The sequence below is a fragment of the Staphylococcus piscifermentans genome (assembly GCF_900186985.1).
In the GTDB taxonomy this organism is placed as follows: Bacteria; Bacillota; Bacilli; order Staphylococcales; family Staphylococcaceae; genus Staphylococcus; species Staphylococcus piscifermentans.
The window spans coordinates 838,562-851,087 of the sequence record NZ_LT906447.1 but is presented as its reverse complement, the minus strand read 5'-3'; the positions used below and the strand labels follow the sequence as shown (position 1 = coordinate 851,087).

General features: G+C 36.3%; 13 protein-coding genes and 1 pseudogene. 9 read left to right on the top strand and 5 right to left on the bottom strand.

All coding sequences use genetic code 11. The features are described from left to right. Positions 1-4: 4 nt before the first annotated feature. Positions 5-918 (top strand): annotated as a pseudogene (locus CKV71_RS03590) (ABC transporter substrate-binding protein). A 623-nt stretch (positions 919-1,541) separates the two neighbouring features. On the opposite strand, the gene yut reads toward CKV71_RS03590, so the two are convergent. Next, complete coding sequence (gene yut, locus CKV71_RS03585; protein ID WP_095103942.1) at positions 1,542-2,483, bottom strand: urea transporter; 942 nt, start codon at positions 2,481-2,483, stop codon at positions 1,542-1,544. A 308-nt stretch (positions 2,484-2,791) separates the two neighbouring features. Between yut and CKV71_RS03580 the strand changes: the two genes are divergently transcribed. From CKV71_RS03580 to CKV71_RS03550, 7 genes are read left to right on the top strand one after another with little or no spacing between them, the layout of a single operon-like run. Further along, on the top strand, positions 2,792-3,094 hold the full coding sequence (locus tag CKV71_RS03580; RefSeq protein ID WP_015901021.1) for an urease subunit gamma: 303 nt from the start codon (positions 2,792-2,794) through the stop codon (positions 3,092-3,094). A 17-nt stretch (positions 3,095-3,111) separates the two neighbouring features. Then, the gene (locus CKV71_RS03575) at positions 3,112-3,525 is read left to right on the top strand and encodes an urease subunit beta (RefSeq protein ID WP_095103940.1); all 414 of its coding nucleotides are present in this window, start codon (positions 3,112-3,114) and stop codon (positions 3,523-3,525) included. After that, positions 3,522-5,237: an urease subunit alpha gene (gene ureC, locus CKV71_RS03570; RefSeq protein WP_095103938.1), complete on the top strand. Its 1,716-nt coding sequence runs from the start codon at positions 3,522-3,524 to the stop codon at positions 5,235-5,237. Before CKV71_RS03575 ends, ureC begins: the two co-directional genes overlap by 4 nt. Positions 5,238-5,252: 15 nt before the next feature. Then, a complete protein-coding gene (gene ureE / locus CKV71_RS03565; RefSeq protein WP_095103936.1) occupies positions 5,253-5,705 on the top strand; it encodes an urease accessory protein UreE in 453 nt (150 codons plus the stop codon). Then, the gene (locus tag CKV71_RS03560; RefSeq protein WP_095103934.1) at positions 5,698-6,387 is read left to right on the top strand and encodes an urease accessory protein UreF; all 690 of its coding nucleotides are present in this window, start codon (positions 5,698-5,700) and stop codon (positions 6,385-6,387) included. Before ureE ends, CKV71_RS03560 begins: the two co-directional genes overlap by 8 nt. Before the next feature lie 12 nt (positions 6,388-6,399). Further along, a complete protein-coding gene (gene ureG, locus CKV71_RS03555) occupies positions 6,400-7,014 on the top strand; it encodes an urease accessory protein UreG (RefSeq protein WP_095103932.1) in 615 nt (204 codons plus the stop codon). Further along, positions 7,011-7,853 (top strand): urease accessory protein UreD, encoded by an 843-nt coding sequence (locus CKV71_RS03550; RefSeq protein WP_371685460.1) that lies wholly within the window; start codon positions 7,011-7,013, stop codon positions 7,851-7,853. Before ureG ends, CKV71_RS03550 begins: the two co-directional genes overlap by 4 nt. A 206-nt stretch (positions 7,854-8,059) precedes the next feature. Here CKV71_RS03550 and CKV71_RS03545 read toward each other — a convergent pair whose 3' ends face one another. The 3 genes from CKV71_RS03545 to CKV71_RS03535 all read right to left on the bottom strand — a co-directional run bounded on the left by CKV71_RS03545 (position 8,060) and on the right by CKV71_RS03535 (position 10,202). Next, the gene (locus tag CKV71_RS03545; RefSeq protein ID WP_095103928.1) at positions 8,060-8,416 is read right to left on the bottom strand and encodes a transcriptional regulator, SarA/Rot family; all 357 of its coding nucleotides are present in this window, start codon (positions 8,414-8,416) and stop codon (positions 8,060-8,062) included. A 352-nt stretch (positions 8,417-8,768) separates the two neighbouring features. Further along, a complete protein-coding gene (locus CKV71_RS03540) occupies positions 8,769-9,134 on the bottom strand; it encodes a DoxX family protein (RefSeq protein ID WP_095103926.1) in 366 nt (121 codons plus the stop codon). A gap of 18 nt (positions 9,135-9,152) precedes the next feature. Further along, positions 9,153-10,202, bottom strand: a complete 1,050-nt coding sequence (locus CKV71_RS03535; RefSeq protein WP_095103924.1) for an LLM class flavin-dependent oxidoreductase — start codon at positions 10,200-10,202, stop codon at positions 9,153-9,155. A 617-nt stretch (positions 10,203-10,819) separates the two neighbouring features. Between CKV71_RS03535 and CKV71_RS03530 the strand changes: the two genes are divergently transcribed. Then, positions 10,820-11,632, top strand: coding sequence for a CHAP domain-containing protein (locus CKV71_RS03530; RefSeq protein WP_095103922.1), 813 nt, complete (start codon positions 10,820-10,822; stop codon positions 11,630-11,632). A 143-nt stretch (positions 11,633-11,775) separates the two neighbouring features. On the opposite strand, the gene CKV71_RS03525 is transcribed toward CKV71_RS03530, so the two are convergent. After that, on the bottom strand, positions 11,776-12,279 hold the full coding sequence (locus CKV71_RS03525; protein ID WP_095103920.1) for a hypothetical protein: 504 nt from the start codon (positions 12,277-12,279) through the stop codon (positions 11,776-11,778). Positions 12,280-12,526: the final 247 nt, after the last annotated feature.

The following is a 12,526-nucleotide window of genomic DNA, read 5'->3' as shown; positions in this document are numbered from 1 at the left end:
ATAAATGAAGAAATTGCTTATCCCTTTGATAGTTTTAGTACTTGTGTTGGCTGCTTGCGGCAACAAGTCTGATGATAAAAAGGACTCTAAGAAAGAAACACGTTCTTATACTATGGACAATGGTAAGAAAATAGATATTCCGAAAGACCCTAAACGTATTGCGGTTGTTGCCCCTACATATGCTGGTGGCGTGAAAAAATTAGGCGGAAATATCGTAGCTGTAAATAGCCAAGTTGACGACAGCAAAGTGTTAAAAGACAAATTTAAAAATGTTGAGAAAATCGGCGCAACTGGCAGTGAAGATGTTGAGAAAGTCATCAAACAAAACCAGATTTAATTATTGTTTATTCTACTGATAAAAATATTAAAAAATATCAAAAAGCAGCTCCAACTGTAGTCTTTGATTATGCGAAACATAAATATCTTGATCAACAACTTGAATTAGGTAAATTGTTGAATAAAGAAGACGAAGCTAAGAAATGGACTGAAGATTGGAAGAAAGAAACTGCTAAAGACGGTAAAGAAATCAAAGATAAAATCGGTAAAGATTCAACAGTATCTTTATTAGATGAATTTGATAAAAAACTTTACACTTACGGTCCTAACTGGGGTCGTGGCGGCGAAGTAATTTACCAAGCATTCGGATTGAAAATGCCAGCTAAACAAGAAGAACTTGTGAAAAAAGAAGGCTGGGCTGAAGTGAAACAAGAAAAAATCCCTGAATATGCTGGTGATTATATCGTTTCAACACGCGATGGCAAAGCAGAACCTTCTTATACTCAAACAAACTTATGGAAAAACTTGCCAGCAGTTAAAGACAACCACGTACTTAAAGTGGATGCAAAAACTTACTGGTTCAACGATCCGTATACTTTAGATTATATGCGTAAAGATTTAAAAGAAAAATTCATGAAATAATTGACGGGTAAAAAGCCGGGACACTTGATGTTCCGGTTTTTTTATATGCTGTAAAAGTGGGTGTGTGCAGGAGCGTATGGGGAGGTCCAGGGTGAATCTAGACACTTCTCTGAATCTTGTGTCTAGATTACACCCTTTTCTAGACACTTCTCCGAATCTTGTGTCTAGATTACACCCTTTTCTAGACACTTCTCTGAATCTTGTGTCTAGATTACACCCTTTTCTAGACACTTCTCCGAATCTTGTGTCTAGATTACACCCTTTTCTAGACACTTCTCTGAATCTTGTGTCTAGATTACACCCTTTTCTAGACACTTCTCCGAATCTTGTGTCTAGATTCACCCGCTTTCTAGACACTTCTCCGAATCTTGTGTCTAGATTACACCCTTTTCTAGACACTTCTCTAAATCTTGTGTCTAGATTACACCCTTTTCTAGACACTTCTCAAAAACTTGTGTCTAGATTACACCCTTTTTAGCCTTGCAGGGGTGAGAAGACGAAATAATTTTAATTCAAAATTTTTCGGCCCCATCCCACTCTCCAAGGTTTTCTTTTCCCAAATAAGTACAATAAAAAATAGGAGTCAGAACATCAAAATATCCTGCTCCTGTTCTCTGATTTCCTTATTTATTTTCTGGATATATTTCTTCTTCTGCTTCTTCGGTTGTTTCAGCTTTCTTTCCTGCAAGGAGCATCATCCAAGTTGCGGCAATGAATGGCAAGGTGAAGACCGGCAAGCCGAATGGTTTCAGCCAAGTAACCAGTCCTGCATGCATAACGACGGTCATTATGATTCCGAAGAGCATGCTGGCGTATTTGTTGAAGACTGATGCTTCTTTGAAGGTAACTCCTAGGGCAAGGATGACTAAGATCACGTTATAGCCATATAGTCCGGCGTTGATTTCATCATGGTTAGCACCGAACATCATGACGACAATAACTCCAATGATGTTTGCGATAATTGCGAAGAGACCTGCTTTGCGTGATGCGATGAAGATACCTATCAATATGATAAAGCCGCCTATTGCGCTTTTAACTAGGAAAATTTCGCTGAATCCATCTAGGAAGGTCAAGATAGTGTTAATAGACTGATGTGAAAATTGAATTTCTTTCACGACTGATGGCAAGATACTGACGTCTGCGTTGACGTATTCGAATTGGAACGACATAAAGAGGAACATCCAACTGATGAATACATAGGGCATTGTGAGCATCGGTAAGTCGAAGCGGTTTAATAAGGCTCTGAAAGCTGCTCCGACCGGCATAGTCAATACGACTGCAAGTAAGGTTATGATGACACTTCTCCAACCCGGAACTAAGAAAACGGTTAATGCTACTCCTGTCAACACGGGGTTGAAGCCTGCGAGTCCATCGTTGATTTCTTGTTTGGAATAGTTAGTGACAGGTGCTGAGAAATAGGCAATGATACTGGAAAGTAATGCGGCTAATCCTACTTTCCAATTTCCGATAAATAATCCAATTAAGATAAATAGTCCTGTCCATATATTATCTAATAATATAACTTGTGAAATATTCTTTAATATGATGCGTGTAAACTGGCGCATTCAACTTCACCTGATTTCATTGATTTGTAAACATATCGATTTTACCAAAAATAATTCAAGTTGAAAATCATTATATAATTTATGCTGGTTTGTTTGGATAGAAAACTGGGTATATTTTATTATCTTTCAAAGAAATGAAAAAATTAATTATAATTATTTAACACTTTAGTTGCGTTTTATACTATTTTGTTGTCAAAGCACAGTTTTATTTTAAAATACAGAGCGGTAATTCTTGTATATTAAATCGAATGGTTTTAGAATAAATAAGCAACATATTTTCAAATTACGGTTGAAAGAAGGGATTTATTGTGCATTTCACGCAACGTGAACAAGATAAATTGATGCTTGTTGTAGCAAACGACTTAGCACGCAGACGCCAATCACGCGGATTAAAATTAAATTATCCAGAAGCAGTCGCAATTATCAGTTATGAAATGTTAGAAGGTGCCAGAGACGGCAAATCTGTCGCAGAGCTGATGAGCTATGGCCGACAAATTCTCAATAAGGATGATGTCATGGAAGGTGTTTCTGACATGATTCCTGATTTAGAGATTGAAGCAACATTTCCTGATGGAACGAAATTAATCACAATACACCACCCTATCGTTTAAAAAAGGAGGCAAACATGATGAAACCTGGTGAAATTATAGTTAAGAAAACTGAAATCGAAATCAACAAAGGTACAGACGATTCTGAAACAGTCATCACGGTTAAAAATATTGGTGACCGTCCTATTCAAGTCGGCTCTCATTATCACTTTTTCGAAGCCAATACCGGTTTGAAATTCGATAGAGAAAAAGCCTATGGAAAACACTTAGATATTCCTGCTGGTGCAGCTGTAAGATTCGAACCTGGGGACGAAAAGAAAGTACAGCTTGTAGAATACAACGGTAAACGTCGCATCTATGGATTCCGAGGTTTAGTGAATAGCGCAATCGACGAAGAACGTGTCTTCCGAGTGAAAAATGGCCATCCGAACGCAGGCGTTAAAAATGATGCTGGTAAACAAAATGCAAATAAAGAAAGTGGGTATAATCGATGAGTTTTAAAATGACACAATCGCAATATACAAGTTTGTACGGTCCCACTATTGGTGATGCTATCCGCTTAGGGGATACAAATTTATTTGCGACAATCGAAAAAGACTTTGCAAACTATGGGGACGAAGCAACATTCGGCGGAGGAAAATCAGTACGTGACGGTATGGCGCAAAACCCAAATGTAACACGTGATGATCGCTATGTTGCAGATACAGTCATCACAAATGCTGTCATTATTGATTATGACAAAGTTTATAAAGCAGATTTAGGTATTAAAAATGGCTATATCATGAAATACGGTAAAGCCGGCAACCCGGATATTATGGATGATGTAGATATTATTATCGGTGCCTCTACGGATATTATTTCTGGTGAAGGTAAGATTATTACAGCGGGCGGCATTGATACACACGTCCACTTTATCAATCCTGAACAAGCTTATGTAGCACTTGAAAGCGGTATTACTACGCACATCGGAGGCGGTACGGGTGCTTCTGAAGGTGCCAAAGCTACAACTGTTGCGCCAGGCCCTTGGCATATTCATCGTATGTTAGAAGCGGCTGAAGGTCTTCCAATTAATGTAGGATTTACAGGAAAAGGCCAAGCGCATAACCACACTGCTTTAATTGAACAAATCCACGCAGGTGCTATCGGTCTGAAAGTCCACGAAGACTGGGGTGCTACTCCATCAGCTTTAAGCCATGCCTTAGATGTGGCTGACGATTATGATGTACAAATTGCTTTACACGCTGATACTTTGAATGAAGCAGGTTTCATGGAAGATACAATGAAAGCTATCAAAGACCGTGTTATTCATATGTATCACACAGAAGGTGCAGGCGGCGGCCATGCTCCAGATTTAATTAAATCTGCAAGCTATCCGAATGTCCTTCCTTCATCTACTAACCCAACACTCCCTTACACTGTTAATACTATAGACGAACATTTAGATATGGTTATGATTACTCACCACTTGAATGCTTCTATCCCTGAAGATGTAGCCTTTGCAGATTCTCGTATTAGAAAAGAAACCATTGCAGCCGAAGACGTACTGCAAGATATGGGTGTCTTCAGTATGGTCAGCTCTGACTCTCAAGCAATGGGACGTGTCGGCGAAGTTATTACACGTACATGGCAGGTCGCACACCGTATGAAAGAACAACGCGGCTATTTAGATGGCGACCAAGAATATAATGATAATAACCGTATTAAACGTTATATTGCCAAATATACTATCAACCCTGCTATTACGCATGGTATTTCCGAATATGTCGGTTCAATTGAAGAAGGCAAACTTGCAGACCTTGTGATTTGGGACCCAGCATTTTTCGGTGTCAAACCTGAAATGGTTCTTAAAGGCGGTATGATCAATACTGCAGTCAATGGTGATGCAAATGGTTCTATCCCTACTTCCGAACCTTTAAAATATCGTAAAATGTATGGTCAATATGGCGGTAATTTAACAGGTACAAGTATTACCTTTGTTTCAAACATTGCTTACATGAACGATATCGAACGTCAATTGTCCTTGCACCGCATGGTAAGACCAGTCAAAGGTATTCGCCAACTGACTAAGAAAGATATGAAAAATAATGGTGAAACACCTAAACTTGATGTCGATCCGCAAACTTATGAAGTATTCGTTGACGGCAAATTAATTACCAGCGAACCTGCAAAAGAATTGCCGCTTGCACAACGTTACTTCTTATTCTAGGAGGTTAGAGTATTTATGATTATAGAAGAAATTGTTGGCAACATTGCTAACCTTTCACCAGAAGAGAAACAAAAGCATATCGAAAAAGTCTATCTTGAAAATTCTGATTTAGTAAAAAGAATACAACGTGTCAAAACAGATCACGGCAATGAAATCGGTATTCGCTTAAAAAACCCTGTGGATTTAGAATATGGAGATATTCTCTATCAAGATGACCATAATATGATTGTAGTAGATGTCAATTCTGAAGACATCTTAGTCATACAACCGCGTTCTTTAAAGGAAATGGGAGATATTGCACATCAACTCGGCAATCGTCACTTACCAGCGCAATTTACTGAAAATGAAATGCTTGTTCAATACGATTATCTAGTTGAAGACTTGTTGAAATCACTAGGTATTCCTTACAACCGAGAAGACCGCAAAGTTAACAAAGCATTCAGACATATCGGACATTCACATGATTGATCATCAAGCTTTACGTTTGTTTCAATTTTGCGACTCTCAATTTCCTACAGGCGCGTTCAGTCACTCTTTCGGCCTTGAAACTTATATTCAACGTGGTACAGTGCATGATGAAGCAACCTTTAAAGAATGGCTGAGACTCTTTTTAAGTGAACAATTAACGTATGCAGACGGGTTGGCTATCCGCCTCGTATACGAAGCCTTAAATCAAAATGATACTGAGAAAATCTTACATTTGGATCGCATGCTCTTCGTACAAAACATGCCTAGAGAGACACGTACAGGTACTAAACAAATGGGTACACGTATGGTAAAACTTGCGAATGAACTATATGACAGCCAGTGGATACAGTGGTACGAAGCAGAGTATCAAGCAAAACGCGCGAAATTGCATCCTGCGATTTGCTTTACAATGCTTGGCCATTTCCTTGGCATTGATATTGAAATGATTATAGATTACTATCTTTATCAAAACGTTTCAGCGTTGACTCAAAATGCCGTGAGAGCTATTCCGCTTGGGCAAACTGCTGGGCAACGTGTAGTTACAGATATGATTACCTTTATGAAAAATACCAGAGACCATATCTTTGAACTTGCAGAATCAGAATTTGGTATTACAGCTCCTGGTTTAGAAATGAATCAAATGGAGCATGAAAACGTTAATGTCAGAATTTTTATTTCATAGGAGGAATAACAGATGACTCAACCTATTAAAATTGGAATCGGCGGCCCTGTTGGTGCAGGAAAAACCGAACTCGTCGAAAAACTTGTGAGACATTTGTCTAAAGATATGAGTATCGGCGTTATTACAAATGATATTTACACTAAAGAAGATGAAAAAATCTTAGTTAATACAGGTGTATTGCCTGCGGATCGTATTATCGGAGTCGAAACAGGAGGATGTCCGCATACGGCAATTCGTGAAGATGCTTCTATGAATTTTGCTGCTATCGATGAATTAATGGAACGTCATGGCGATTTAGATTTAATCTTTATTGAATCAGGCGGCGATAATTTAGCAGCTACTTTCAGTCCAGAATTAGTTGACTTCTCTATTTATATTATTGATGTTGCACAAGGTGAAAAAATCCCGCGTAAAGGCGGACAAGGTATGATTAAATCTGACTTCTTCATTATCAATAAGACAGATTTAGCACCTTATGTCGGCGCTTCTTTAGACCAAATGGCTGAAGATACTAATACTTTCCGCGGCAATCGTCCCTTCACTTTCACTAATTTAAAAACTGAAGACGGTTTAGACCAAGTGATTGAATGGATTGAACGTGATGTATTACTTAAAGGATTAGCCTGATGTCTAAAGAACCAGAATGGACAGGACAACTCGATCTGTCTATTTTTCATGATGGTAAACGGTCTGTTGCTCGAGACATCTTTTTCGAAAAAGCCTTGAAAGTCATCCGCCCTATTTATTTAAATGGGTCGGATATTCCGACTTTCTATATTGTGAACGTCGGCGGCGGTTATTTAGATGGCGATCGCTATAAATTAGATGTCCGTGTACAAGAAAATGCAGCTGTGACCCTCACATCTCAAGGTGCAACTAAAATCTATAAAACTTTAAAAGATCATGTTGAGCAATATCAAAACTTTCATATTGAAGATAACGCCTATTTAGAATATGTCGGCGACCCGATTATTGCCTATAAAGACGCTAACTTTTATCAGCATAATCAATTTCATTTAGCACAAACAGGCGCTATGTTCTACACTGATATTCTAACACCTGGTTACTCTCCAGATGAACGTCACTTTACTTATGATTCACTTCATTTATTGAATGAAATCTTTGTAGATGACGAACTCGTAGTATTCGATAATATGCTGCTAGATCCTAGTAAAAATAAGGTTGATGCGTTAGGCTATATGGAAGGTTATACGTATTTAGGTTCTTGTTATTTTATTCATCCGGATATTACAAAACAAACCATTGATGAATTATATGAAGTAATGAAACCATTTTTAACAGACAATCAATGTAGAATCGGTATAACTGAACTTGCGACACATGGGTTAGCCATCCGTATTTTAGCGCAACAAACAGACCTCATCGAAGATATTCTGAAAGAAGTACAAATTAAAGTAGTACAACAATTTTATAATCGTGAAGTCAATTTTTTAAGAAAATATTAAATGCAAAAAAGCTGTCCAACTTATCACTTATGATTGTTGGACAGCTTTTATTTATATACCCTTTCGATAATAAGTGCGTCAGCAAGGCCGTTCCCCCGTCACTTATAATGAAAGTTTCTAACTCACACAAAATTTACTTACTTTCTCTTTCTATCCTAATTCTCTAACTACTTGTTTTTGTAATTCTTCAAAAATTATTATTTAATTTAAAAAATTTTACCGATATCTGCACATAGCGCGTCAATCTCTTTGCGTTGATTTTCATCAACAACTAAAATGACTGTTCTTTCGTCATTTTTGTTTCTTTTTTTACTTAGCAAATTACGTTCTTTCAATTTTTGAATCGCTTTGGAAATAAAATATGGTTTAAGATTCGATAATTGAATAATTTCCTTAACGTTAAATTCAGAACGATTTTTTTCGCTGCTTTCGATATAGTTTAAGATAAATAACTCTTCAAACGAAATTTGATGTTCACTTTTAATGTGTCCATTAATTTCCCTTACCTTTTGAGCAACTTTAACAAATTTCGGAAGATCATTAATAATTATCTTTTCTGACATTGGAATTCACTCCTTCTTGGTGTGGTTTCAAGATGTTAGGTGAATTAACAAATAAATTTTGGTTGTGCTAGCTATATGAATCATTCTATAACATTTTTCTATAATAATCCATTTATTTTTGAAATTTAATAATCCGTTGCTCCAAAATCCCCTCTCTTACATCAGTTGTTATTATTGTAATTTGAAATCCTCTGACTATCTCGAATTAAATGCTTCAAGATATTCAAAGAAAAATAATGCAAAACAGCTATAGGTGCAAAATAATATTTCAACTTTTATTTCCTCTGCTTAATTGAAAAAAGGAACTAAGACAAATCAATGTCTCAGTTCCTCTTAGTTTTATACTTAGCAATTATTTTTTGCAGTTAGGTAATGAAATTGTATCTAATGTAGATAAACCTGCAAGTTTCATTAAATCTAATGCATGTTGTGCGCCTGCTTTACCGTGTCCTGCTTCATAGTGTTTATATGCTGCAACGCTTAACACTCCGAATGTCAATACTGTTGCAATACGTGTTATTTTTTTATTGCCAAAGCTTAGTAAGAATAAAAGACCGCTGGTAGCTTCGATTGTACCTGCTACAGTTACCATATTACCAGGTAATCCAAAAACATTTTCGAATGTTTCTTTCATTTGTGGGTTACCTTTTAATTTAGGTTCTGATGCTTGTAATAATTCTTTACCAACTTTAATATTGTTTAAATAACGTAATAACATAATGTGATACTCCTTTAATTAATTATTGAAATAATCCTCTACTATAGGTTTTACCCTTTTTCCATAAAGTTTAATAGCTTTCATTACACGTTCATGAGGCATGGAACCGACAGGAATGTGTAACATAAAACGATTAATTCCTAATGTTTCTATGACATCAATCATTTTACGCGCCACCGTTTCTGGACTGCCGACGAACATTGCGCCTTGATCGCTGATTTCTCGTTGAAAATGTTCTTCAGTATATGGAGGCCAGTTGCGTTCTTTTGCAATAATTTCATGGTGTATTTTCGTCGGTGTATAAAATTCTTGTTGCGCTTGTTCATCTGTGTCTGCAATATAACCCCAAGAATGAACCGCTACAGGCATATCTGTTAAATTAAATCCTCTTGATTCAGCTACTGCTCTGTACATGGCAATATTTCGTTTAAAGCGTCTTGGATTGCCGCCTATAATCGCATAAGTAATCGGCAAACCGAATTCAGCTGCTCTTATAGAAGATTCTGGTGTACCGCCTGTGGCTAACCAAATCGGTATTTCTTTTTGTACTGCGCGTGGATATACACCACGTTCATCGATTGCAGGTCGCAAGCTGCCTTGCCAAGAAACAATTTCATGCTGATTGATTTGTTTCAACAACTCTAATTTCTCCACAAAAAGTTTATCATAATCATCCAAATCGTAACCGAATAATGGAAAAGACTCGATAAAAGAGCCGCGCCCTACCATAATTTCAGCACGTCCGTTAGAAACTGCATCTAAAGTTGCAAAACGCTGGTATACACGTACAGGATCATCAGAAGACAATACCGTTACAGCAGAACTTAAACGAATACGTTGTGTTAAAGAAGCTGCAGCAGCTAAGACAGTTACTGGATCAGAAACCGCATAATCAGAACGATGATGTTCACCTAAACCATAAATATCAAGGCCCACCTCATCTGCAAGTTGTATTTCTTCTACTATGTTACGAATTCTCTGATCAGCTGATAACTTTTCTTGCGCCCCATTTTCAGTGTGAATTTCATTGGTATCTGCAAAAGAAGTCATTCCAATTTCGAGTTTCATACATTTCACCTCACTAGGTATATTTTTTATACCTGTATCATACCCTTTTCGTATAATTAAGTCAATATTTTAAGACTTCTCAACTATTTTGACGTGTTTCTTCCATATAAAGGTAAAAATCGATTCAAAGTCGGTTTTATTTCTAAACATAAAAAAAGAGACCTTATTACAGATCTACATAACAAAATTGATAGTATTTTATAACATTCAGACATCTAAAATTTCGATTTTATATATATATAAACAAGCTAAAAATTAGATTAACCACTATTAAAAAAGGCAAAATCAATATTTTTAATTTTTCTGTTAAATTACAACGTTGTAACATAATCGATATTTACATACGATTAATATTGTCAAAAACGCTATAACATCAGTATTTAAGCCAACAACCACGAAATAGATGGTTATTACATGCAAGTATTTAATTATTAGAACTAAATTACAAAATGATAACAACGCACACAAACCCAAAATTTTTTGGTAAAGTAAGTCTTGTCGTTAAGAGAAGTAAAAAAAACGCAATTAAGTAATTTAAAGTAATGTAAATATAGACACGAGATTTAATACTAAAATTAAAACAATTAGCTTATTTATCTTTAGGAGGATATTTAATTATGAATAAAATCGCTACAACTACAATCGCTACTTTAGGAACTGGAATCGCAGCTTTAACTTTATCTCATCACGATGCAGATGCAGCTGAAAATAATAATGGATACAACCCTAACGATCCTTACTCATACAGCTACTCATATACAATCGACCAACAAGGTAACTACCACTACACTTGGAAAGGTAACTGGAACCAAGACAACCGTTACAACAATAACTACTCAACTTATGCTAAATACAACAATGGTTACAGCAATAACAATGCTAGCAGCTACACTAGCAACAATAACTACAACAATTACAGCAACTACAACACAGCTAACAACAATTACAGCAATTACACTAGCTATAATAATAATAATGCAGGTTCTACACCACGTACTGGCGGAATGGGTGCTACTTACTCAACATCAGATAACAATGTTCATGTAACTACAACTTCAGCACCTAAACAATCTTCAAACTACAGCACAATGGCTAACCGTGCTTCAAGTGGTGCTAACTACTATACTTCTGGTCAATGTACTTACTACGCATTTGATCGTTCAGGCGGTAAAGTAGGTTCAACTTGGGGCAACGCTAATAACTGGGCTAACGCAGCAGCAGCAGCTGGTTACACAGTAAACAACAGTCCTGCAGCAGGAGCTATCATGCAAACTAGCCAAGGTGCTTATGGCCACGTAGCTTACGTTGAAGGTGTAAACAGCAATGGTTCAATCCGCGTTTCTGAAATGAACTACGGTTATGGTCCTGGTGTTGTAACTTCACGTACTATCTCAGCTAGCCAAGCAGCTGGTTACAACTACATTCACTAATTTCAAATATTAATATTTTACCGGTTGATAATTGATGTGTCAGCCGGTTTTTTTATAGACACAATAATAGCCGGCAGTTTAGTTCAAGATACTAAGCTGTCGGCTTTATTTATTTCATTCATATACTTGTCTGATAAGTTGTTTTACATCCAAAAGGCTACCATTATCCAATAAGCAAATGCTAGGATATAGAGTAATGGAAAGCTTTCAGAAACAGGTTTCTTCAACTGTCTGTATAATACATATCCACCTAGTCCTATAGCCAATGCTGTTGTCAGTACTAAACGTACGATTAGCATTTCCATAGTAGCATTTAAGCCGAATTGCGGGCTATTAGTCAGTACTGCTCCAATTGAAGCAAGAACGATTATGATAGTATAAACGACAGTATCTTTTGTTTTATTCATTTGAGATAAAGTCCAAAATATCAATAATCCAAATATCGTTGTCACAAGTGTTTCGTGTGCTAAAAATTCCGACATATTAGAATCAACTCTATATTGCAAAATCGCTACAAAGTACAATATAAAGCTGATAACTAAATAGATAATAGAAGGATATTTTAAAGTTAAATTATCTAAATTGAAGTATCGATGAATTCCTAGACACAATAGTAATATCGCTACAAGTATTACTACATATAACATGGAATCACCTCATTCATACTATAATTATATCCGTGTCAACTGACGACTAAACATAATCAGTAATTTTATTTAAAAAATAATGATTTGTAAATGCAATTAATCCTTCTTTGATAACTCCAATTGTATTACCACCATTATTAAGTTATACCCGCTTCCTAAAATTTTATTTGTACACACCCATTTAACTCTATTTCCTGAATTTCTTTTAAAATAAAAAACACTTACACCATCAAATTTCTTGATCATG